Genomic DNA, 23,273 nt, shown 5'->3' on the forward strand with positions numbered 1-23,273 from the left:
TCGTCCGCTGATCGAAACGTATGCTAGAGTATAGCAAGAATATGTGATTAGACTCACAAAGTCAGGAGAAGAGAATGAGATGATGATTCAGACAATTGCGACGGCGCAAAGCATCGCACAAGCAGAAGCACTTATTTTAGCAGGGGCTGACCGTCTCGTCGTCGGCGAGGCGACGTATGGATTGCGCCAGCGCGGGGGTTGGTCACTCGACGAAGTGAGAGAAGTCACAGCTCTCGCGCACCACTATGGAAAAGAAGTCACGGTTGCCGTTAACAACTTGATGCATAACGATCAGATTGCGTCATTGCCGGACTATTTAAGTGCGTTGAAAACGATGGGGGTCGACAGTGTGACCGCCGGTGACCCCGGTGCAATTTCCTTAATCCGTAAAGCCAATATCCCCTATTGGTACGATGCTCAAACGCTCGTCACGTCGGCACGGCAAATCCAATTTTGGGCAAAACGAGAAGCAATCGGTGCTGTCGTTGCCCGCGAACTGACGTTGATTGAACTGAAACAAATTCAGCGTCAGCTTGGTCTGCCAATCGAGGTACACGTATACGGTCCGACATGTATCCACCATTCTAAACGCCCACTCGTTACGAACTACTTCAACGAGTTAGGGCGAAACGAGTCGGGGGAGATGCGTGAATATTATATAAGCGAACCGAATGATGAAACGAGCCGTTATCCGATTTACGAAGATGCGAACGGCACCCACGTCTTTTCAGAAGATTTGACGTTAATGGCCCAACTGCCCGAACTGTTCCGAAACGAGCTTCATACGTGGAAACTCGACGGGTGGCATGCCGGGGAGCGGTTCGTAGAAATCGTCGCTTTGTTTAGTCAGGCCCGCTCGCATTTGTTGAACGCCAAGTTTGACCGAATCGAGATGGAGCGGCGGTTAGCCGAACTCCAACCTGAACCGTTCCGGCTCGGGACCGGACTACTGTTACGAAATCCAGAAGAGATCAAGTGAGGGAACGATGATGAGAAAACGACCAGAGTTATTGGCACCGGCAGGGAACTTGGAGAAATTGAAGATGGCGATTCGATACGGGGCGGATGCGGTCTATATCGGCGGGCAACAGTTCGGTTTACGCTCTCGCGCCGGCAACTTCAGCTATGAGGAAATGCAAGAAGGCATTGCGTTCGCCCATGCGCATGCGGCGAAAGTGTACGTGGCCGCCAACATGGTTACGCACGAAGGCGATATCGAAGGGGCGGGCACGTTCTTCACGACGTTACGTGACATCGGGATTGATGCCGTCATCGTCTCCGATCCAGCGATGATTGAGGTCTGTCTCTCGGAAGCACCTGGGCTTCCGGTCCACTTGTCGACACAAGCCTCGGCGACGAACTATGAGACGCTTCGATTCTGGAAAGAGGAAGGGTTGGAACGGATTGTGCTCGCACGTGAAGTGTCGATGGAAGAAATCAGGGAAATGAAGCGACACGTGGACGTCGAGATTGAGACGTTCGTTCACGGGGCGATGTGCATCTCGTATTCCGGTCGATGTACGCTCTCGAACCATATGGCGCTCCGAGACGCGAACCGGGGTGGCTGTGCGCAGTCTTGTCGGTGGAAATATGGATTTTTTGAAGCCGATGAACTTTTGACTCCGGCCATGGAAGCCCGAGACGAGGAACCGTTCTCGATGAGCTCGGTTGATTTATCGATGGTTCGTCACATTCCGGACTTGGTCGAGGCGGGCGTTGATAGTTTAAAAGTGGAAGGACGGATGAAGTCGATTCATTACGTGGCAACCGTCTGTAACGTGTATCGACAAGTGATTGACGCGTACTGTGACAATCCGGATACGTTCGTGTTCGACCCGGCGTGGGAAGAAGAGATTTGGAAGGCGGCGCAACGTGAACTTGCGACCGGGTTTTACTATGGAATACCGACGGAGAAAGAGCAACTGTTCGGACAGCGACGGGCCATTCCGCAGTATGCGTTCGCGGCGCGCGTCATCGCGTACGACGAAGCATCAAAGACGGCCACGCTCGAACAACGGAATCACTTCCGATGTGGCGAAGAGGTCGAGTTCTTCGGACCTGGTTTTACGCGCTTCACGCAGCGGATTGAAGACATGTGGGACGTAGAAGGTAACCGAATCGAGACGGCACATCAAGCGATGATGACCGTCCGTATCGTCGTCGATCATCCGGTCGATGTTGACTTTATCATGCGGAAGCGAAAAGTCATGGCGAAGGAAGCCGTCCCTCTCAAAACGTGACACATCGCACAAGACAACATAGTCGACCGTTCCGTTCAATCTTGCTACCCTATTACCATAAGAGATGGAGGGGATGGAAGGATGAATCAAAATACGGAGCAACTCCGGACAGAGCCGATTGCGCGACTATTGTTCAAACTGTCGCTCCCAGCGATGATTGGGATGCTCGTCACGGCGCTCTATAATATCATCGATACGATCTTTGTCGCGCGTGGCATCGGGGCGTCAGCGGTTGCGGCGATTGGGATTGCTTTTCCGATTCAAATGATTCTCATGGCCGTCTCGAGTGCGGTCGGATTAGGGGGCGCATCCATCAGTTCACGGAAACTCGGAGAAGGAGATGACGCCGGTGCGGCCGTGACGTTTTTGAACGTGCTCGTCCTCGTTGGGGTGTTCGCCGCCTTTGCCGTTAGTTCGGCCTTCTTTATGCTCGATTCGATTCTGACCGTCTTCGGGGCGACGACGGCCATTATGGAACTGAGTCAACAATACTTATCGGTCGTACTCATCAGTTCGCCGTTCTTTATGTTCACCCTCGCCGCAAGTGCGATGGTTCGAGCTGAAGGGCAAGCCCCGTACCAGATGAAAGTAATGCTCACGACGGTCGTCGTGAATTTGGTGACGACCCCGCTCTTCATCTTCACGTTCGGTTGGGGCATTTACGGGGCGGCCTGGTCGACCGCGCTTGCGCAAGTCGTCGGTTCGATTCTCATGCTACGCTTTTTCTTCTCAAAAAAACGCCGAACGGCGCTCGACTTCCAATGGCGGAAGTTTCGGCTTCGTTTCGGCGAGTTGAAAGAAATTATGGCGATTGGATCCTCGTCGTTCATCATGATGGTGTCCCAATCGATTTTATTCGTTTGTGTGAACGTCATGCTCGGGACGTACGGCGGGACAGAAGAGTTGGCCATTTTCGCCATCATCAACAAATTCATGGCGCTCGTTGGGATGCCGATCATGGGCATCGTGCAAGGGATGCAACCGATTGTCGGTTATAATTTTGGAGCCCGTCAATTCGAACGGATGCGTGAGACGATTTGGACAGCGCTTCGGGCCGGGCTCGCGATTGCAATCCTCATCTGGTTGACACTTCAGCTATTCCCGAACCCGCTCATGCGGCTGTTCACGAACGACACCGCGCTCATCGCTGGTGGGGTCACGGCAATCCATGTTCTGTTCGCCGCATCGTTCTTGCCGAGTGTGCAGATGCTGATTAACGGCATCTATCAATCGCTTGGGAAGGCGCGCGTCGCGATGTTTTTATCGCTCTCGCGTCAAACGCTCTATACGATTCCGCTCGTGTTTATCTTGCCGTCTTACCTTGGCGTCTTCGGCGTTTGGCTCGCATTCCCGATTGCAGATGCGATGACCTTCCTCACTGCCATCGCCATGGCGTTTTGGGATCGGAAATTATTGTTCCGGCCGGCCGATGAAGAAGTCAAACAAGCGACGAACTTATGAACTGACGTCTGCTCTCACGGAGCGGGCGTCTTCTTTTAGGAACAGATAGATGCCACCGAGCAGGACCGCTGCGCCGATCAGTTGGAGCGGGCCAAGCCGTTCTTCGAAAAAGATGAACCCGAACAACATGCCCCAGAGCGCTTCGCCGAGGATGGTGATACTGACGACGGTAGCGCTCACGCGAGCGAGCGCGAAATTGAATAGGTTATGACCGAGTAACGTCGGGAAGAAGGCGAGGGCGATGAAGTACCACCAGTTGATCGCCTCGAAAGCGACGAACGTCGTGTCGCGAAGAAGTAACATGAAACCGAGAACGATCGTGGCGACGATATAGACGCTGAACGAGTAATCGTTCGTCTTCATCTCCGCTCGGACGTGTTGCCCGACGAGCCAATAACCGGCAATCAAGACGGCGGCCACGAGCGCGAGCGCATCCCCGATCAGCGCGTCCCGACCGAGTTGGAAGTCACCGGCCGCGACAAGCATGCCGCCCAAAACGGCGACGAGGGCGAACGTGAGCCCTTTCGGGGTTGGGCGTTTTTTGAAGAACACCGCATTCCCGATCAACACGAAGATCGGGCTCGACGTGACGAATAGCGTCGAGCTCGCGACGGTCGTGTAATCGAGCGATAAGAACCATAACCAAAAATGGAACGCGAGTAAGACGCCGCTTAGCCCGATGGCGTAGCGGGTGTTCGTGCGTAGCTTGAAGAGTGACCGATAATCGAGAAACGGCAGGAGCATGAGACTCGAGAACAGCATCCGATAAAACGCGGCCGTCTCAGCGGGCGCCGAGGTCCATTTGACGAAGAGGACACTCGTCGACAGGAAAAAGACGGCAGCAAAAAGAATCAGATAAGACAAACGATGGCCCTCCTTTTGTATGTATGTAATCCTCCTAATGATATAGTAAAATGACAGAGCGACCAACATAAACTCGAATCGTGACGCAAACAATTGTAGTCGCGTCACAGAGGAAAGGAACGATATGAGACTAATCATTGCCGAGAAACCATCACAAGCCCAAAAGCTTGCGGCCCCATATCCGTCAAAAAAACGGAAAGAAGAAATCGAAATCTCACCGTGTGCTCGTTTCCCGGAAGGGGCGATCGTCGTCTGGGCGGTCGGGCACCTATGTGAGTTGCAAGAGCCGGCTTATTATCGTCCCGAGTGGAAATCTTGGAAATACGAGGCGTTGCCAATCGTACCGGACCGGTTCGACTATCGCATCTCGAAAGGAAAGTCAAAGCCGTTTCAGACAATCAAACGTTGGCTTCATGACAAGACGATCACGGACATCATCATCGCTTCGGACGCGGAACGTGAAGGGGAGGCGATCGTCCGGCTCATTTTGCGTTTGGCCGGGAATAAAAAGCCGCTCACACGCCTTTGGATCTCCAGTTTGACGGAGCAAGCGGTCGACCGTGGCTTCGCGAACTTGTTGCCAGGTGAAGAGACGGTCCCGTACTATTACGAGGCGATGAGCCGCGCGTGTGCCGATTGGCTCGTCGGAATGAACGCTTCACGAGCGTATACCACGTTGCTGAAGACGATCGGAATCGAAGACGTCTTTTCACTTGGACGTGTTCAAACACCGACGCTTGCCCTGATCGTCGAGCGGGAGCGTGAAATTAAACAGTTTGTACCGGAACCGTATTTCGAGGTCGAGGCGACACTTCAAAAATCGCGTTCTACTTTCAAAGCAAAATATACCGTTGGAAAGACGACCAAGTTAAAGACGCGTCAAGAAGCGGACGAGGTGGTCAAGCGTGCCTCGGGTCAAGCGGTCGTTCAATCGATTGACACCGAAGAAAAAATCGAGCAGCCGCCGTTTTGGTTCAGCTTATCCGGCTTGCAAGCCGAAGCGGGAAAGCGATTCGGATTCGGTGCGAAAAAAACACTCGATGTCGCCCAAAAGTTGTACACGAAAGGGTGGATCAGCTATCCGCGGACGGACTCCGGATTTGTGACGCCAGATGAGGCGTCACTTTTTCCGGTGACGAAAGCTCGTCTTTTAAAATCTTCAGCGTACGCGGAACTCGCCCCGTTCTTGACCGAGAATCCGGCATCGAACAAACGTTACGTCAACGCGAAAAAAGTAAGTGACCACTACGCGATCATTCCAACGGAGGCATGTGGAGACGTGATGCGGTTGAGCGGAGACGAGGCAAAACTGTATGATTTAATCAACCGCCGTTTCCTCGCTGCCTTTGCCAAACCGGCAAGGCTCGAGAAGACAACGGTCGATTTGATAGACGGAAACGATTTGTACCGGGCGAAAGGCACGGTCGTCGTGAGTCCCGGTTATCGTCAAGTCGTCGAGATGAAATCAAAAGACGTCGAGTTGCCTGCCCTTCAGAAAGGAGAGGCGCTCACGGAACGAAAGGTCGAAGTCTTGTCGAAACAGACCGAGCCACCGAAACGGTATACCGAAGGCGCGCTCATCTTGGCGATGAAAGTCGCCGGTCGCCAGCTCGATGATGACGAGTTGATTCATATCATGAAAGAAGTCGAGGGACTCGGGACGGAAGCAACTCGAGCGAACATCATCGACGGGTTGAAAAAGCGTGGGTACGTCATGCTCCAAAAGAAAGAGCTCGTTCCGACGGATAAAGGACGACTGCTCGTTGACGTCCTCGGCGACAGCATCCTTGCATCCCCAGCGATGACAGCGAAGTGGGAAAAACGACTTCATGAAATCGGTCAAGGCTCGGCTTCTGCCGCAGAGTTCATCGATCAGGCGAAAAAGATGGCCGTTCACCTCGTCGATGAGGCGAAGAATCGAGTCGGATCCGCGAATCCGGAAGGCTATACGATTGAACCGAGACACGGATCACGTAAAGGGACGAGGAAAGGGGCGAGCCGCCCGAAGCCCTCATTCGGGGTCTGCCCGAGTTGTGGAAAAGGCCTCGTCGAACATCCGAAGTTTATCGGGTGTAGCGGCTATCGCGAAGGTTGCCGCTTTACCGTCTCAAAACAAGTGCTCGGGGTCGGGTTATCCAAAGACGAGTTGAAACAAATGATTGGCGGGGGCCAGTCGAACATTCATACGTTCACAAAAGGGGAAAAGACGTTCAATGCCGCCCTCTATCTCGAGGAAGGGGCGCTCCGCTTCGAGTTCAAATAAAAAACAAGACCGTCCTTATGGGCGGTCTTGTTTTTCATCTTGCTCGTTTTCTAAAATGCGGCGATTGATCTCATCATAATCGAGGACGATGTCATCTTTGTTATCTTTATAGGCATAGCCTTTTTGGATGACAACGACAGAGGCGATTAAGACGAGCAAAATAATCAATCCGCTCACGGCGAATATCCATCCCATCCGGCATCCCTCGCTTTCATAGTTCTAGTATGCCAAAGAATCCGTTTTTTCTCCACGTCCGCGTATGCGCACTGTCATAAGATTGAAATAAACGAATGAATGAAAAAATATGATACAATAACTCTTAGAAGAACATTGACTGAGAAGGTAGGGATGATGATGGCGATTATGATTGTGGATGATGAACCGGTCAATACGATGGTTCTCGAACAATTATTGCATCAACACAATTACGAGACAATCGCTGTCTCAAGCGGAGAAGATGCGCTCGAGCTCCTCATGGACCCGCAGGCACCGTCACGGTATGACCTCGTCTTGCTCGATGTCGAGATGCCAGGAATTTCAGGAATCGAGACGTGTAAGCGAATTCGACAGATGGCAGGCTACGAAGAACTGCCGGTGATCATGGTGTCAGGTCGAACGGAGGAAAAGCAAATCGCCGAAGGGCTCGATGCCGAGGCGTCGGACTACACGACCAAACCGATTAAAATCACCGAATTGCTTGCCCGGATTCGTTCAGCACTACGCTATAAAGCCGCCGTCGATGAACGGAAAAAATATGAGGCGCGACTCCAATACGATCTCGATTTAGCGCAAAAAATTCAACAAAGTGCGTTGACGCCACCAATCAGCAACGAGGAGATCGATGTGCGTGCTCTCTATTTGCCGTCGAAAAAACTGGCAGGCGATATGTACGCCTGGTTCCAAGTCGCCCCAGACCGTTATGGCGTCATCATCTTTGACGTCATGGGACATGGTGTTTCCTCAGCGCTCATTACGATGGGCATTCGATCGATATTGCCGGGACTCGTCGGAAATGTCCAGTATCCGGCCGACGTCATGAGTGAACTGAACCGACAGATGACTTTCTTGTTCTCCGGTGAAGATATGCAAAGCTATTTCACGGCTGTCTATTGTTATATCGATACGACACGTCGTCGCATCGAATATGTCAACGCGGGCCACCCGCCGGTCATCGTCACGTCAGACGAAGGCGTCTGTCATCTCGAGACGACCGGGGTACCGGTCGGCATGTTCGAAGAGCCGAATTATGAAGCGAAAGAGATTGCGTTGAAGCCGGGAATGGTCTTGCATATGTACACGGATGGGTTGATGGAATGTTACAGCAAAGATATCGATGACGGAATCCGTTGGCTAGAGAAAGACATTGCCACGTATGGTGCCGGCTATGCCGACCACGTCGCCGAACGTCTCGTGCCGAAAATTGAGATTGACGATGACCTTTGTCTCGTCACGGTTAAACTGGTTTAACGGCACGTATGAAAGGAGCGTCATCCCGGAAGGGGTGACGCTCCTTTTTATTTGTCATGTCGTGTAAATAAAACGCTTCACCGCTTTCATCAACTCGTGCATGACCAGAATCGACTGTAACGAATCATCGGCATATTCGAGACTATGGTTGAGGGATGGTTTAAGAATCGTCTCGATTTTTGGGTTTGATTGGATTTCGTTTAATCGGTCGGCCACATAAAAACGGTCGTCTGTCCCCATCAACACTAGCGCATCATGATGTGAGGTGAGTAATGTCTCGTACACGTCGTCGAGGTGAACCAACGGCGTCAGCCAAATCGATTTTGCCTGTTTGAATATATCTCGCTTTACTTGATCGGCAAGGGCGATCGTCCCGAGTGACTTCGCGACAAAAAGATAGGACGTATGTTTGTGTGTCGAGCGGATGGAATCGATGACGCGTCCCACATCGACGCGCACCGCTTCTTCAATGTCGCTACAGGCATACTTCTTGTCTTGATAACGGTAGTGGACCTCTACGACACCATAGCCTGCTTCTAACAAGAGCCCAATCGTATAACGAAATAACGGTGCTTCTGTCGTATAGCCCATTCCTGGCAGTAGGATAGCCAATTGATTGGTGGTGCTCGATTCGGGTTGAATGAGCGTATAAGCGATGTCACTGTTTAAATACCCGGTGACGTGGTTCGTCTGAACGGTAGGCATGCTATTCTCCTTCTGACACGAACCGAGACTGTCCATGGTGGACGTGCGTGCCGATTTGGTGTCCGTTACAGATTCGGGTCATGGCGTCTTCTTCCTCGAAGTCGAAGATATGGATCGGGAGTTGATGGTCACGGGCCAGGAGTAAGGCGGATTGGTCCATAACTTGTAAATCGTATGTAAGCACGTCGGTGTAGTTCAACGTTTCATATTGTCTCGCATCGAGTGAGCGGTTCGGGTCACGATCAAAGACACCGGAGATGCCGTTTTTGGCGACGAGTATGGCATCACAGCTCACTTCGATCGCACGTTGCACGGCCGGATAGTCGGTCGAGACGAACGGTTGACCGTTTCCACCGGCAAAGATGACAATTGCGCCTTTTTCAAGGTGGTTGATGGCTTTCAGCCGAATGTACGGTTCGCCTACGCTCGGCATCGGGATGGAGGTCATCACGCGAACGTCGCGATTCGTCTTACTTTTCAGAACACCTCGAAGCATCAGGCTATTCATGACCGTCCCGAGCGTACCGATACTGTCTGCTTCGACCCGGTCGATGCCCCAATGCGCGGCCTCGTTCCCACGAAACAAGTTCCCGCCGCCGATGACGAGTGCGACATGGATCCCTGAATCGAGAAGAGACAGAATGTTATTCGCAATCCGGTCGAGCTTGTTCGCGTCAAAGTTTTGCCCGTCGTCTCCAGCGATCGCTGCTCCACTCAATTTGATACAGACACGCTTATAATTCAGGAGAATCACGTCCTTCATCTGGTATTTTTTGTCTGATTCAGTATAGCGAAATGGGTGACGCCTGGCAATAAAAAACGCAACCATACGAAGTGGTTGCGTTTGCCTAGAAATATCGTTTCCGCCATAAAATGTAGAAGGCGAGGCTCGAGAAGCCGAGCATGAGCGTGATGGCGAAGACGAAGCCGATCTCTTGTCCTTCGAACGGCACTTCGACGTTCATCCCGAAAATCCCGGAAATCATCGTCGGGATACTCAATACAATCGTGATTGACGCCAAGAACTTCATGACGAAGTTGACGTTGTTTGAAATGATGGAGCCGAACGCTTCCATCTTGATGCTGATGATGTCGTTATAGATCGACGCCATCTCCATCGCTTGACGGTGTTCGACGAACACATCGTCGAGCAGTTCCTCGTCCTCTTCGTGCTTCTCAAGACTCGGCGTCTTGACGATTCGGTCGAGGACGCTGTCATTCGCCTTCAAGGACGTCATGAAGTAGACGAGGGATTTCTGTAAGTTCATCAATTGAAAAATTTCTTGGTTTCGCATCGATCGTTGCAACTCTTGCTCGAGTTCATCCATTCGACGATCGATTTGACGCAAGAAACGTAAATACGTCATGCTGACGCGATGTAAGATTTGAAAGACAAATCGACTGCGATAGTTCGTGCGGAATAAGCGGGCTTTTCCAGTTGAAAATAAGTTCAATACATCAAGGTCTCGTGAACAGACGGTAATGAAATGTCTCCCGGTCACGATGATACCGAGCGGGATCGTGTTATAGGCTCTTCCCGTATCATCTTCTTCAACATACGGAACGTCGATGATCATGAGGAGGCCTTCATCGTCTTTCTCAAACCGTGGTTTTTCTTCGATATCGAGCGGGTCATAGACGAAGTCTTCCGGGATGCCGGAGGCGGCGATGACTTGGTCGGCCTCATCTTTCGTCGGATTGACGAGTTGAATCCAGCTGCCTTTGTCAAAGTCTTCGATCTCGTCGACATGTCCTGACGCGTCGGTCCGGTAAATCGTTAGCATAGTTCTCCTCCTACCTTAGCTCAACCTTATTATAGGTAGGCATCGGAATGAGTGCAATCGGAAAGACGGAGATTTTTTCTTTTCTATCGAAAACGTGTTACAGTGAAGTTGAATGATTACACATTCAGACAAAGGAGGGATGGAGTTGTCACAAACGCCCAAGCATGCTCTGTTTAACGAAGAAAAGTTGGCGGAGCTCCATCAAATCGCTGGCGGGAACAAAGATTTTCTAACGAAAATCGCTCAAACGTATGTGTTGCAGTTTGAAGATAAGTTTCCCGAGTTAAAACAAGCGGTCCAACGTAAGGACCACGAACAAGTCGAACAGCTCGCCCACCTGTTAAAAGGCGCATCGTATTCGGTCGGTCTCGAACAGACTGCTGAACAGTTCCACCTGCTTGAACGAGCCGGTGAGGATGAAGTGTCGGACGATTTAGAACCGGTGCTCGAGGCAATTGCCTTACAAATGGAACGATTTTCGGTAGAGTGGGATGACCACTTCAATCGATTAAACTAAATCATAAGGGTCCCGCCATTCCTGACGGGACCCTTTGTCTTAGGCGAGAAACTCGTCGAGCGTGGCAATCAAGATCCCGATTTCAGGTTTCGTGATTTGAGCGTTCGCCCCGACGGCCTCTCCTTTATGTTTTAAATCGTCTGAGATGAGCGATGAGAAGATGATAATTGGAAGGTCGCTATATTGATTCATCTCCCGGAGGCGTTTCGTCAAATGCAACCCGTCCATCTGTGGCATCTCGATATCGGTGATGAGCAAATCACACGTTGCACCTTCCGCCTCGAAGGCGTCGAGTGCTTCCTTCCCGTTATTGAAGATTGTCGTGTTGAAATACCCTGCATCATCGAGCGTATCGATGATGAGCGTACGGAGCATCTCCGAGTCTTCCGCCAGCCAAATCTGTTTATTAGAGCGTTCGCGGGCACCAAGCCGTTTCACCGACTCACGGGCCATGATGTCTTTACGCGACAATTCGAGTGCAATCCGTTCGTAGTCAAGTAAGATAATCATCTGATCGCCCGTCTTGACGACTCCGTTCGTAATGCCTTGCATGCCGCGCGCCAAGTCAGACGGCGTATCAATCTGTTCCCATGAAATCCGTTTAATCTCGGTCACTTGGTCGACTCGAAGCACAGACTTCTCGCCGTTGAACTCACAGACGATTAGACGGTCGCCTTCTCCGACTTCACGTGGATGACCGATGACCATCGGTAAGTCGATGACGGTCATCACTTCACCGCGTAGTTCGATCAGCCCCATAATCGCCTCCGGCGTCCCCGGTAGTGGAGTGAGCGGGAGCATCGTAATGATTTCCCGGACTTTCATGACGTTAATCCCAAAGATAAACGGTCCTGACTGGAAAATGACAATCTCTAACTCGTTCGTGCCTGCCTCAAGTAAAATATTATGGTCCATGCTCATTCGTAGTCCCTCCTAGTTCACGTACTCTCTTCTTCTCTATCGGTCGAACGGGCCGGACTCTTCAGTTGAAAAGTGTCAATCTGGAGACGGATTTCACAAAAAGTTGTTACGTAACCGTTTACATTACATAAACTGAATCTTTATAGTTGTTCATCCGAATTAATTTTGCATACAATGGGGGTGGCAACGAGATATCAAAGCTTACTCAGGAGGCAGATAGAGATTATGAGTATGAACACGTATCCATATTTAATCAATGGACAATGGCAGGAATCAACAACTAACGAGACGATTGAACTCGTTTCCCCTTATACAGAAGAAGTCGTCGGCAGCGTACAGGCAATGTCACGTGATGAAGTCGACGAAGCCATTCATGGCGCCAAACGTGCACAACAAGAGTGGGCAGCGCTTCCGGTCAACAAGCGTGCCGAACTCCTATACGCATGGGCAGAGAAGTTAGAAGAGCGTGTCGATGAGATTGGTCAAATCATCATGCGCGAAGTCGGGAAGAACTTGAGCGACGCGAAGAAGGAAGTCGTCCGGACAGCGGAAATCATCCGCTACACGGCGGAAGAAGGTCTTCGCTTCACAGGCGGGTTCATGCAAGGTGATTCGTTCCCAGGTGGTTCGAAAAATAAGATGGCAATCATCAAAAAAGAGGCACTCGGTGTCGTCCTCGCCATCTCACCGTTCAACTATCCGGTCAACTTAGCGGCAGCCAAGATTGCACCGGCCTTGATCACAGGGAACGCCGTCGTCTTCAAACCGGCGACACAAGGCGCGATCAGTGGTGTGAAAATGGTCGAGGCGCTTCAAGACGCGGGTCTTCCGAGCGGCTTGTTGAACCTCGTCACCGGACGCGGTTCGGTCATCGGTGACTATTTGACGTCGCATCCGGGCATCGACATGATCACGTTCACGGGCGGCACGGGGACAGGGCAACATTTGTCTCAACAAGCTTCGATGGTACCGGTCGTCTTAGAGCTCGGAGGAAAAGATCCGGCGCTCGTCTTAGAAGACGCCGACCTCACACTTGCTGCGGATCAAATCGTCAGCGGTGCGTTCTCGTATTCAGGACAACGTTGTACGGCAATCAAGCGCGTCTTCGTCCTCGAACACCAAGCGGACGAGCTCGTCGGCTTGGTGAAAGCACGCGTCGAGAAGCTCTCGGTCGGTTCACCAGTCGACGATAGCTTCATCGTGCCGCTCATCGACAAGAAGTCGGCGGATTATGTCCAAGGATTGATTGACGATGCTGTCAACAAGAAGGCAACGGTCGTACACGGAAACGAACGCGACGGCAACCTTCTTCATCCGACGCTTCTTGACCACGTCACACGAGAGATGCGTGTCGCTTGGGAAGAACCGTTCGGTCCGGTCTTGCCGATCATCCGTGTTTCATCGCTTGATGAGATGATCGAGCTTACGAATGAATCAGAATTCGGTCTTCAAGCGAGCGTGTTCACACAAAACGTGAACAATGCCTTCACTGTCGCCGACAAGCTTGAAGTCGGGACAGTTCAAGTGAACGGGCGCACAGAACGTGGCCCTGACCACTTCCCGTTCATCGGCGTGAAGCAATCTGGTCTCGGCGTTCAAGGGATTGGGCGTAGCCTTGAGACGATGACACGCGATAAAGTGACGGTCATCAATCTATAAGTTGTTCGGAGAGGAGACTTCCTCTCCTTTTTTTGTGTCATTGAAATCCAATCTTTCACACGGGTATAATGGGTGGAGATAGGTGGAAGGGGTTGTGGGCACGTGGCGAACTGGATTTCGAGCCAATTGGCTAGATTGGACATACCGACGCCGTTTGAAGTCGGGAACGTGAACGTATATATCGTCGAACATATGAACCGATTTTTTATGGTCGATTGCGGACCGGATACGGAAGAGGCATGGACATCGTTGAACACGCAACTCGCGGAGCTGGAACTGTCGCTTGAATCGATCGACTTTTTGTTTTTGACGCACCACCATGCCGACCACGCCGGGCAAGCGTGGCGCCTTCGAGATGCTTTAATCCCAGTGTATGGCCATGAAAAACTGGTCCGTTACTTAGAACAGACACCGAACTTCATCAAACGAGGCAATCAATTTTTACACGATTTGGCCCACTCGTTCGGTACACCTGAGTCGATTGTCGCCAAATTGCCCGACTATCGCGAGGCGCTACGTTGGATTGGCCCGACGACTGTGACGATGACGTTTGAGGACGGACAGGCCGTTACGCCGGATGGGGCATGGCGGACGATTCATTTGCCGGGCCATGCGAGCGATCAACTCGGACTCATCGGACCGGGCGGTGTTTTGATTGCCGGCGATCACCTGATTGATGCGGTCGAACCAAACCCCCTCATCGAACAGCCGTATGAAGGCGAGGGGTTCGCGTCCCCGGTGCTCTTGTATCTCGATTCGCTCCGTAAACTCCAGACGTATGAGTTAAAGCTCGTCGTGAGCGGACACGGGGATCCGATTATGCATCCGATGCCGTTAATTGAGAATCGAATTACACAGCGGTACGACCGGAGCGAGCAACTGCTCGGGGACTGGGTCGAAGGGTTGAGCGTCTTCGATTGGTCGATGCGCCTTTACGGGCGCAAGATGCGCCACGCGATGCCGCTCGTCTTCAGCGAAGTGTTCGCGCGTCTCACGTTGCTCGAAGAACGGGGTCACGTCGAACGGAAGATTGTCGACCGAAAATGGACGTACGAACGAACAAAGGAAGTGGAATGATGAAACATATCGTAATCACAGGTGCGTCTAGCGGCTTTGGTGCCGCATTGGCGCACTCTTTTTATGAACGAGGGTACACACTGACGCTCGTCGCGCGGAACGAGGAGCGGCTGAAAGGCTTGGCCCAACAACTGAACGCAAACTGGCACGTCGCTGACGTCATTACAACTTACGCCACACTCGTCCATGAGATTGAACAGGCGTACGGACCAATCGACGGATGGGTGAACAATGCCGGGATTGGTGAGTTCGATGCGGTCGTCGATCAATCGGCGGATGTCATCGAAGAGACGATGGTCTTGAACGCGACAGCGCCGATGGTGTTGTCACGCGACTGTGCGCAGCGGATGCGAGCCGGTGGGACGATTGTTAACGTCTGCTCACAAGCGGCAAAAGTGCCGACGCCGAAATCGGCCGTCTATGCCGGTTCGAAAGCGGCCCTTCTTCAGTTTTCGAATGCGCTTCGACTTGAACTAAGACCGAACGGCATTCATGTCCTGACCGTCAATCCAGGACCGATCGCGACACCGTTCTTTAAACGGGCCGACAAGAGTGGACGGTATGAACAGAGCGTCAAAGCGATTCTGTTGTCACCGGAACGATTGGCACGTCGCGTCGTCAAGGCGTATGAACGGTCTGAACGGGAAGTGAATGCGCCGTGGTGGATGGAGCTGGGTGCAAAAATGTATGCGATGTGCCCGGTCTGGTTCGAACGACTCGCAAAACGGGGATTTGACAAAAAGTGAGTACATAGGGGGGAAAGACAATGAAACGATTTTTAATCGTCGGGCTCATGCTCGTTTTCATCGTAAGTGCGTGTGGCCAAGAGCAAGCAGAAGTCGCCGAGACGTTCGATGAGGCGGCCAAAGCCTCTGAAGGAACGACCGTCAACTTTTACTTATGGGGCGGGGACGAGGGCATCAACCGATATTTAGATGACTATGTCGCCCCTCGCCTCGAGTCTTCATACGGTATCGAATTGAACCGTGTGCCGATGGATACGGCTGAGTTTGTCCGTCAACTGTCACTCGACAAACGGGCTGACCGAGAACGCGGGACGATTGATTTGATGTGGATCAACGGGGACAACTTCCGTAACGCTGCCGAAGCAGACTTGTTGACGGGTGGTCTCCTCGAGCGGATTCCGAACGCGACCTTGTTGAACGAAGCGGCGCAAGCGACAGACGCCGGTACGCCGACGAATGGTCTTGAGGTCGCTTGGGGGAACGTACAATTCGTACTTCATTACGATGCGGCGAACGTTCAAAATCCGCCTGAGACGTTTGAAGAACTCCGTCGGTGGACCGAGGAAAATCCCGGCCGATTCACGTATCCTGAAGTGACGGACTTTACAGGTAACGCGTTCGTTCGTCATCTGTTATATGCCAAGTATGGGGACGCGTCACGTGATATGGAGACGATTCCAGACGCGTTTTGGGACGAGCTCGCCTCATGGTCACCGAACTTGTGGAAGCAGGGACAGACTTACCCGAAATCGCTCGCACAACTCGATCAACTGTATGCGTCAGGTGAGGTGTGGATGACGATGGGGTTTAATGAGCGCCGGGCCGAGGCGGAAGTGAACGCGGGTGTTTTTCCGGAGGGCACGCGCGCACTCGTCTTGGATCACTCCATCTCCTCGACGCACTTTTTGGCGGTACCGTTCAACGCCTCGAATCCGAACGGGGCGCTCGTCGTCATCAATGAGCTGTTAGCACCCGAAGTGCAGCTTATGAAGCAACGGGACACGTATTGGGGCGATGGGACGTCACTCGATCTCGATAAGCTCGACGAGCGCGACCGGGAAGCCTTCTTGTCGCTTGATGACGGCAGCACGTATCCGGACCCGGAGCTCCTGAGCGACCGTCAACTGCCCGATTATGGACCGGACGTGATTGACCAGATTCGAGAGGGGTGGACGCGTGTCGCGCGTTAACGTCTTACTTAGCATGGCAGTGTCCCTGCTTCCACTCACGGCGCTCGTGTTTTTATTCCGTGAGTCGGTCGGTGCGGACGTATGGGGGCTCATGCAAGAGGAGACGTGGCGTGCAAGCCTCGGTGTCACACTCTACGTGACACTCGTTTCGACGTTGTGCTCCCTCGTGCTCGGGACGCTCGCGGCCCGGGCCGTCTATGTAAACGGTCAAAACTGGCTATTGCGTTGGTTAAAGTGGCCATTGTTTGTCCCACATATCGCGAGTGCATACTTGTTTTACTTACTGTTCGCCGACGGATTCCCGTTCGGCCTAATTGAAGCGAACGAACGGCATCATCTCGTCGTCATTGTGACGTATATATGGAAAGAAGTCCCGTTCGTCTTCCTCATGGTGCTTGGCACGTACGCGCAACTGAACACCGGTTACCGTGACATGGCGAAGACGCTTCAACTGAATCCGTGGCGACAGTTCTCCGTTGCGGAATGGCCGTTTCTCGTCAAACCGCTCCTCGATTCGTTTTGGATCTTGGTCGCGTTCATCTCGTTCGCTTACGAAGTGCCGGCGCTACTCGGTGTCACGTTTCCGAAACTGCTCGGCGTTCTCGCTTACGACAGGTTGACGACTGGATTGTTTTTAAATGAGAGTGAAGCGTATGCCGTTGCCTTGATTTGGACGCTCTTTCTGTTCGGCGGAGTCTTGTTGACGTACGTGTTGACAGCAAAACATAGGCGTCGAATCGAGAAAGGGGTGAGACGATGAGACGTCTCGTCATACTCGTCTTGATCTTATTGCCGTTTAGCGGCTTGTTCACTTCCGTTCCGACTTTCTTTTTTGATGACGCCATCATCAACACGGTTATTCAAGTCCTCGTCATCGTGAGTCTGAACGTATGGCTTTCGATTGGGACGGCATGGTGGTTGTTGTTCACAGAAACGAAATGGCGCACGTTCATCGAATGGTTCCTGTTTTTGCCGTTGTTCATCCCGGCGCTCGCCGGTACGTTCGGCATGTACATCGCACTTGCCCGATTCGGTCTCGTCGGCACGACTATTGGCGTGCTCATCGTGTTGCTCGTCGTCACGCTCCCTTATTCCATTCGACTCGCCTATAACGCGATGTCTGTCATTGGTCGCCCGATGTTCGAACAGGCGCTATTTATGCCGCCGCTCCGACGATATCGTGATGTCTTGTTTCCGCTCTTAAGCGGGACGATTCAGACGATTGCGCTCATGTCGACGGTGATTGTGCTCGGTCAATTCGTCCTCATCCAATTAATCGGAGCAGGACTGATCTCGACCGTGACGACGAGGCTTTATCAAGTATATGCGGGAAATGATGTCGCGCTCGCGTTACAGCACACGTGGCTCTTGATTCTCATTCCGGCAGTTTTGTACATCGCCATTGGCTGGGGTATACGTCTGGGCGTTAAAATTGTGAAAGGACGGTTATGATGGGGTTACAATTGACGAACATTCAAAAGCGCTTTACTAAACGTGACGTGTTGACAGGCGTCGACTTGTTTGTGAAGCAAGGCGAGATTCATGCATTGGTCGGAACGAGCGGTTCCGGAAAATCGACACTGTTACGCATCATCGCGGGACTCGAGTCACCGGATACCGGTACGGTCACTTGGGATGAAAGGTCGTTACTCGGTGTACCAGCGCACGAACGAAAAATCACGATGCTGTCGCAGACACCACTGTTGTTCCCGCATTTGACGGTCGGGGAGAACGTAGTGCTCGCAACCCCTGACCGGTCGCGTGAGCAGGCGGAGAAATGGCTCACGCGCGTCCGACTCGCCGGCCGTTATGATGACGAGGTTCACACGTTGTCAGGTGGGGAGGGGCAACGGGCGAGCTTTGCCCGGGCGCTTGCCGCCGACCCGCGTCTGATTTTACTCGATGAGCCGTTCACGAACCTCGATCCTGATTTGAAGTATGAGTTGCAACAGTTGACTCGCGATATCGTAAGCGAGCTTGATTTGACGACGCTACTCGTGACACATGACCGGGAAGAGGCGATGCTTGTGGCGGACCGGGTCACGTTACTCGAGAACGGGACGATTCATACGACCGGGACACCGCGCGAGCTGAGTGAAACGGAGCCGACGTTCGGTGACTTTATTCGCCTCGAAGGGGAACTCTATCCGCTGACTCGAATCGGTGTGTTTAGCGAAGGGGCAGGCGAACGGGTGGAGCTCGTTCGTCACCTCGTCAAGTTCGGGGTACGACTCGGTGAGTACCGACGACCGAACGGGGAGTATGTCATCCTCCCTTCGGACGTTTCCCAACAGATTGGACAATCGTACCCGTTACGGAAAAAATAAGGAGTGGTTACATGTTAGATACGTATGGAAGCCGATTCGTCCGTCCCGTCATCGAGCGCGGCGCCGATCGGTTGTTAAAGTGGAAGTTTACACCGAACGAAGTGACGCTACTCGGCGGCATCGTCGGCGTGTCCGTCGGCTTCTTCATCTATAACGATATGCACTGGACGGCCGTCATCTTGTTATGGCTGTCGGGACTGTTTGATGTATTGGACGGGACGATGGCGCGACGTTCCTCGAAAACAGGATTTGGGACGGTGTTAGACCTCGTCGTGGACCGTCTCGTCGAGATTTCGGTCGTCATCGCGCTCGCGTTGCGTTACCCCGAGCATATGACCATCTTTCTGTTGCTCCTCGCTTCGTTCATCGTGGCGATGACCGTGTTTTTGGCCGTGGGTGCGAGCAGTTCTCGCCGATCGGAAAAAACGTTTTACTATCAGCCGGGTGTGCTCGAACGCACCGAGTGCTTTATCTTATTCAGCCTCATGATTCTATTCCCAAGCTTTGTCGGGGTCATTGCCACAGTGTTCTTCATTCTCGAAGTGGTGACGATTTCCCAGCGCATGGTTGAGGCCCGGCGGATTCTCCGATGAAGCCGCGCCTCGTCCTCGTCGGGCTCGGCCATGGACAGCTCGAGATTTTAGACCGAATCGACGAGCTGCGGACGTCATATGACGTCGTGTATATCGGCGGGAAAGACGCCATTTATACCGGTGCCTTCCCACAAGTCATCGCCAAAGAACTGGATTATGCGACCGTTCATTTGAGAGAAGGCATCGAGCCGGTCGCGTCTCGCCTCGTGTCGCTCGACCCAAACCGACGTGTCGTCATCACGGAAGCAGGCGAGGTGTCGTATGATGTACTCGTCCTCGCGACGGGCGCGGTGAGCCGCGGGCTCGGGATGGCCGTGAAACCGATGACGAAAGAAGGGGTACATCGAATCGAGGCAAGCGATGCCGTCACGATTGTCGGGGGTGGGAAGGCGGGTGTCGAGCTCGCTTTCGCATGTATCCGGACAAAACGTCATGTCACACTCTACGCCCCAGACGTCTTGCCGGACTTGCCGGCACGTGTGCGACGGACGATGAAGCGGCGCCTCGTAAAGAGCGGTGTCACCCTCGTGTTACGTAAATACGAGAAGGATGCGTGTCACGACGGACTTGTTCTCGATACGTCCGGCGTCGTCCCCGATGTTTGGTGGGAGGCTGCCGGACTCGCGAACGCGGACGCGTTTATCGAGACCGACCGGTATTTGAGGCATATCGATTATGAAAACATCTTCATCACAGGCGATATGGCGTCGAGATTGAATGGGGGCGTTGATGCGGTCCGGTCCGGACGTCACGTCGTCCGCTATCTGCTCGGAGACCGTCGCCCGTTTCGGGAGCGCGCGTCGCTCAATATTATGCTTACGTTACCGGGCCACGCGTTGTTGACGTATCGGAAGTGGACGTGGCACGGGCGTCTCCCGTACGATTTGAAGCGTTTCATTGATCAACGCTATTTGAAGCGTTTCGGGCAATAAAAAAGACGGCCTCGGCCGTCTTGTCGTTTATGCGTTCAACGTATCGAGGAACGAACGGATTTGCATCTCCGTTTTGGCGTGTGCCGAGTGGAGGTGTTCTTGTTTCGTCCCGTTTTGGTAAAAGAGCAACGACGGGATGCCGCGCACTTCTTGATCGTCAGAGAGTTCCGGTAACTCGTCGCGGTCGACGACGTACCAATTGAACTGTGGATAGTCTTTGACAAGTTCGTCGACGTACATATCGAGGCGACGGCAATCCGGACACCAAGACGTCGTGAAAATGACCATGCCGTTGTCTTTCGTCGCTTCTTGGAATTGCTCGGCTGATTGAATCGGTTTCATCGTAAAATCTCCCCTTTCCACTTTATTGTCTGTGTCTTTTAGCCGTCCGTCAACCGATTGGCGTTCTCGGTCTGTTCGCTAGATGTGATACACTGAAAAAAATAGAACCGCAAGGGATAGGTGATGGTTATGGCGTTACGTCATGCACTACTCGGGTTGTTGACCCATCAGCCTGCGACCGGCTATGCCTTGAACGCGACGTTCAAAGCACAAATGATTCATTTTTGGCACGCACATCATACACAAATTTATCGCGAGTTACTGAAGATGGAAGATGAGTCGCTCGTCTCTTCTGAACACGTCGCACAACACGATTTGCCGGATAAGAAAATCTATTCGATCACCGATCGCGGCCGAGAAGAATTGATTGATTGGTTACGGCAACCGACGTCGTTTCAACCGAAGTTGAAAGACGAGAACCTGCTTCGGATGAGCCTGCTTCAACTCCTCCCGCTCGACGAGGCGATTCGTTACGTCGAGGAGACGAAATCGCATCACGAGCAGGTCGCCCAACAAATCCGTGCCTTTCAGGCAGCCCATCAATCCGAAGACGATACACTCGGCTATTTATTAACGAGCGAGTACGCAATTCGGATGATGGAAAACTACGCAGGGTGGGCCGATTGGGCCATCGAACAAATGAAACAACGAGACCAACATGCGACCTGACGCTCAGGTCGCATGTTTCGTGTACGGATGAACCGGGAGACGAGACAAGACGTCTTCGAGCTTTGATTCATCGATCGGCTGATGAAACGCGTCAATCGTCTCATGCAACTGCTTCACTGACGAAGCGCCCGGCAAGACGACAGCACACACGCGTTTCGCCGCAGCGAAGGCATATGCTTGAATCGGCTCAGGGACCGTCGGGAGCACGTCGTGTAACGCGTCCGTCGTCCATGCCTCGAACCCGTTCTCGCCGAGCCGTGACGTCCATTCGTTCGTCAACAACCCTTTCGCGAGCGGGCCACGGCCAACGATGGGGATATCGAGCTTGAGCGTTTCGATGCGTCGGTCGAGTAATGAATAAGGCGTCATCAACACGTCGAGCTCGCCATGCTCGAGCCAGTACCGGATGACGTTCGGACGGATGGACGACAAGCCGATTTGACGGATGACGCCGCGCTGTTTTTGCTGGTTCATGAACGCAATCGTCTCATCGAGGTCGTCTTCCATCGTTCCGCCGTGAACGTAATATACATCTAAATAGTCGGTCTGTAATCGCTCGAGTGAGCCGGCGAGCGCCGTCTCTAAATAACTGGCTCGCGGATTCCAACGCATCCCGTCTGCCGTCAGCTCATTGCCGCCTTTACTCGTTAAAAACAGTTCTTCGCGACGAGATGCAAACGTCGACCCGACGATTTCCTCGACTTTGAACCGATCGTATACGTCTGCCGTGTCGAAATGTCGAATTCCGGCAGTATAGGCTGCTTCTAAAATCGCTTTCCCTTCCGTTTCCCCATGCTTCAAAATGGACATCGTGCCAAGACCGAGTTCTGCCATCTATAATTCCTCCTTGTTCCGTCTACTTGTTTCACTCATAATCAAAGTATAAAGCAAAAAGTGAGGCGTATATACATATGGTCGAGAAAACGGTACAACGAGAAGTCATCTATGAAGGAAAAATCTTTAACGTCGAGAAACATGTCGTCGAGCTCCCGAACGGCGGGACGTCGGTCCGAGAGCTTGTCTATCATAACGGAGCTGTCGCGGTACTCGTTATCGATGAAGACGACCGCATCGTGCTTGTCGAGCAGTATCGGAAGGCGTTCGAGTCGATGTCACTCGAGATTCCAGCCGGGAAACTCGAAAAAGGAGAAGAAGTGCTCGCGAGCGCTCGACGTGAACTCGAGGAGGAAACGGGCTATACAGCCGAGACGCTTGAAAAGATTTTCTCTTTCTACGGGGCCCCGGGCTTTTGTAGCGAGCGGGTGGACGTGTTCGTCGCGCATGGCTTGACTGCCGGTGCCATGAATTTAGACGAAGACGAATTTTTGAACGTGGAGCGTTTCACGTTCGAAGAGGCGAGTGAACTGTTGGCGAGTGGACGAATCACAGATGCCAAGACGATCATGGCGATTCAATGGTGGCAATTGTCTAAATTAAAATAATTCTAATCTAAATTGTCATATGATACACTTACTTAGTAATGATTTTAATTTGAAAATGATGCCGTTTTTCGGTA

The 23,273-nt window shown here is 52.5% G+C and carries 25 protein-coding genes; 17 read left to right on the forward strand and 8 right to left on the reverse strand.

The annotated features are described in order from the left end of the window. The first annotated feature begins 85 nt into the window (after positions 1-85). From KNP92_RS05390 to KNP92_RS05400, 3 genes are all read left to right on the forward strand, one after another. Positions 86-979 (forward strand): peptidase U32 family protein, encoded by an 894-nt coding sequence (locus KNP92_RS05390; RefSeq protein ID WP_260564047.1) that lies wholly within the window; start codon positions 86-88, stop codon positions 977-979. A gap of 10 nt (positions 980-989) precedes the next feature. Continuing rightward, positions 990-2,240, forward strand: coding sequence for a peptidase U32 family protein (locus KNP92_RS05395; protein ID WP_214838335.1), 1,251 nt, complete (start codon positions 990-992; stop codon positions 2,238-2,240). A gap of 81 nt (positions 2,241-2,321) precedes the next feature. Beyond that, positions 2,322-3,701: an MATE family efflux transporter gene (locus KNP92_RS05400; RefSeq protein ID WP_214838338.1), complete on the forward strand. Its 1,380-nt coding sequence runs from the start codon at positions 2,322-2,324 to the stop codon at positions 3,699-3,701. Here the strand turns inward: KNP92_RS05400 and KNP92_RS05405 are convergent. Further along, positions 3,696-4,565: a DMT family transporter gene (locus KNP92_RS05405; RefSeq protein ID WP_214838340.1), complete on the reverse strand. Its 870-nt coding sequence runs from the start codon at positions 4,563-4,565 to the stop codon at positions 3,696-3,698. The two genes, KNP92_RS05400 and KNP92_RS05405, sit on opposite strands and share 6 nt — an antisense overlap. Positions 4,566-4,689: 124 nt before the next feature. Between KNP92_RS05405 and KNP92_RS05410 the strand changes: the two genes are divergently transcribed. Further along, positions 4,690-6,828, forward strand: coding sequence for a DNA topoisomerase III (locus KNP92_RS05410; protein WP_214838343.1), 2,139 nt, complete (start codon positions 4,690-4,692; stop codon positions 6,826-6,828). Positions 6,829-6,843: 15 nt separating this feature from the next. On the opposite strand, the gene ytzI is transcribed toward KNP92_RS05410, so the two are convergent. After that, positions 6,844-7,023: a YtzI protein gene (gene ytzI / locus KNP92_RS05415; RefSeq protein ID WP_214838346.1), complete on the reverse strand. Its 180-nt coding sequence runs from the start codon at positions 7,021-7,023 to the stop codon at positions 6,844-6,846. Positions 7,024-7,158: 135 nt separating this feature from the next. On the opposite strand from ytzI, the gene KNP92_RS05420 reads away from it, so the two are divergent. Further along, positions 7,159-8,295: a PP2C family protein-serine/threonine phosphatase gene (locus tag KNP92_RS05420; RefSeq protein WP_251136400.1), complete on the forward strand. Its 1,137-nt coding sequence runs from the start codon at positions 7,159-7,161 to the stop codon at positions 8,293-8,295. A 54-nt stretch (positions 8,296-8,349) separates the two neighbouring features. Here the strand turns inward: KNP92_RS05420 and KNP92_RS05425 are convergent, their stop codons facing one another. The 3 genes from KNP92_RS05425 to KNP92_RS05435 form a co-directional block, all read right to left on the reverse strand. Beyond that, positions 8,350-9,000, reverse strand: a complete 651-nt coding sequence (locus tag KNP92_RS05425) for an alpha/beta hydrolase (protein ID WP_214838348.1) — start codon at positions 8,998-9,000, stop codon at positions 8,350-8,352. A 1-nt stretch (position 9,001) separates the two neighbouring features. After that, positions 9,002-9,763 (reverse strand): UMP kinase, encoded by a 762-nt coding sequence (gene pyrH / locus KNP92_RS05430; RefSeq protein WP_214838351.1) that lies wholly within the window; start codon positions 9,761-9,763, stop codon positions 9,002-9,004. Positions 9,764-9,848: 85 nt separating this feature from the next. Next, complete coding sequence (locus tag KNP92_RS05435) at positions 9,849-10,784, reverse strand: magnesium transporter CorA family protein (protein WP_214838354.1); 936 nt, start codon at positions 10,782-10,784, stop codon at positions 9,849-9,851. A 139-nt stretch (positions 10,785-10,923) separates the two neighbouring features. Between KNP92_RS05435 and KNP92_RS05440 the strand changes: the two genes are divergently transcribed. Beyond that, complete coding sequence (locus KNP92_RS05440; RefSeq protein WP_214840225.1) at positions 10,924-11,301, forward strand: Hpt domain-containing protein; 378 nt, start codon at positions 10,924-10,926, stop codon at positions 11,299-11,301. Positions 11,302-11,340: 39 nt separating this feature from the next. Here the strand turns inward: KNP92_RS05440 and KNP92_RS05445 are convergent, their stop codons facing one another. Continuing rightward, entirely contained in the window at positions 11,341-12,222 is an 882-nt protein-coding gene (locus KNP92_RS05445; RefSeq protein ID WP_214838357.1) for a chemotaxis protein CheV, read from the reverse strand. Between the two features lie 222 nt (positions 12,223-12,444). Between KNP92_RS05445 and KNP92_RS05450 the strand changes: the two genes are divergently transcribed. The 9 genes from KNP92_RS05450 (at position 12,445) to KNP92_RS05490 (ending at position 20,746) form a co-directional block, all read left to right on the forward strand. Further along, positions 12,445-13,881 (forward strand): NADP-dependent glyceraldehyde-3-phosphate dehydrogenase, encoded by a 1,437-nt coding sequence (locus KNP92_RS05450; protein ID WP_214840227.1) that lies wholly within the window; start codon positions 12,445-12,447, stop codon positions 13,879-13,881. Positions 13,882-13,983: 102 nt separating this feature from the next. Continuing rightward, the gene (locus tag KNP92_RS05455) at positions 13,984-14,958 is read left to right on the forward strand and encodes an MBL fold metallo-hydrolase (protein WP_214838360.1); all 975 of its coding nucleotides are present in this window, start codon (positions 13,984-13,986) and stop codon (positions 14,956-14,958) included. Beyond that, positions 14,958-15,704: an SDR family NAD(P)-dependent oxidoreductase gene (locus KNP92_RS05460; protein ID WP_214838364.1), complete on the forward strand. Its 747-nt coding sequence runs from the start codon at positions 14,958-14,960 to the stop codon at positions 15,702-15,704. Before KNP92_RS05455 ends, KNP92_RS05460 begins: the two co-directional genes overlap by 1 nt. A 20-nt stretch (positions 15,705-15,724) precedes the next feature. Further along, the gene (locus KNP92_RS05465; RefSeq protein ID WP_214838367.1) at positions 15,725-16,894 is read left to right on the forward strand and encodes an ABC transporter substrate-binding protein; all 1,170 of its coding nucleotides are present in this window, start codon (positions 15,725-15,727) and stop codon (positions 16,892-16,894) included. 13 nt (positions 16,895-16,907) lie between these two features. Beyond that, entirely contained in the window at positions 16,908-17,654 is a 747-nt protein-coding gene (locus tag KNP92_RS05470) for an ABC transporter permease subunit (RefSeq protein WP_251136402.1), read from the forward strand. Then, on the forward strand, positions 17,651-18,346 hold the full coding sequence (locus KNP92_RS05475; protein WP_034805137.1) for an ABC transporter permease subunit: 696 nt from the start codon (positions 17,651-17,653) through the stop codon (positions 18,344-18,346). The genes KNP92_RS05470 and KNP92_RS05475 overlap by 4 nt, the downstream gene beginning before the upstream one ends. After that, positions 18,346-19,221 carry an ABC transporter ATP-binding protein gene (locus tag KNP92_RS05480; protein ID WP_051622519.1) on the forward strand — a complete coding sequence of 292 codons (876 nt, stop codon included), beginning with the start codon at positions 18,346-18,348 and terminating at the stop codon, positions 19,219-19,221. The genes KNP92_RS05475 and KNP92_RS05480 overlap by 1 nt, the downstream gene beginning before the upstream one ends. Before the next feature lie 11 nt (positions 19,222-19,232). Then, positions 19,233-19,814, forward strand: coding sequence for a CDP-alcohol phosphatidyltransferase family protein (locus KNP92_RS05485; protein WP_034805134.1), 582 nt, complete (start codon positions 19,233-19,235; stop codon positions 19,812-19,814). After that, positions 19,811-20,746: an NAD(P)/FAD-dependent oxidoreductase gene (locus tag KNP92_RS05490; RefSeq protein ID WP_214838371.1), complete on the forward strand. Its 936-nt coding sequence runs from the start codon at positions 19,811-19,813 to the stop codon at positions 20,744-20,746. Before KNP92_RS05485 ends, KNP92_RS05490 begins: the two co-directional genes overlap by 4 nt. A gap of 27 nt (positions 20,747-20,773) precedes the next feature. Here KNP92_RS05490 and KNP92_RS05495 read toward each other — a convergent pair whose 3' ends face one another. Then, positions 20,774-21,088 carry a thioredoxin family protein gene (locus KNP92_RS05495; RefSeq protein ID WP_214838374.1) on the reverse strand — a complete coding sequence of 105 codons (315 nt, stop codon included), beginning with the start codon at positions 21,086-21,088 and terminating at the stop codon, positions 20,774-20,776. A gap of 129 nt (positions 21,089-21,217) precedes the next feature. Here KNP92_RS05495 and KNP92_RS05500 point away from each other — a divergent pair, with 129 nt between their 5' ends. Further along, positions 21,218-21,757 (forward strand): PadR family transcriptional regulator, encoded by a 540-nt coding sequence (locus tag KNP92_RS05500; RefSeq protein WP_034805125.1) that lies wholly within the window; start codon positions 21,218-21,220, stop codon positions 21,755-21,757. Between the two features lie 3 nt (positions 21,758-21,760). Here the strand turns inward: KNP92_RS05500 and KNP92_RS05505 are convergent, their stop codons facing one another. Further along, complete coding sequence (locus KNP92_RS05505; RefSeq protein WP_214838376.1) at positions 21,761-22,591, reverse strand: aldo/keto reductase; 831 nt, start codon at positions 22,589-22,591, stop codon at positions 21,761-21,763. Between the two features lie 77 nt (positions 22,592-22,668). On the opposite strand from KNP92_RS05505, the gene KNP92_RS05510 reads away from it, so the two are divergent. After that, complete coding sequence (locus KNP92_RS05510; protein ID WP_081825807.1) at positions 22,669-23,199, forward strand: NUDIX domain-containing protein; 531 nt, start codon at positions 22,669-22,671, stop codon at positions 23,197-23,199. The last annotated feature ends 74 nt before the right edge of the window (positions 23,200-23,273 follow it).

Origin of the sequence: Exiguobacterium sp. s122 (assembly GCF_018618475.1) — a bacterium.
GTDB lineage: Bacteria > Bacillota > Bacilli > Exiguobacteriales > Exiguobacteriaceae > Exiguobacterium > Exiguobacterium himgiriensis.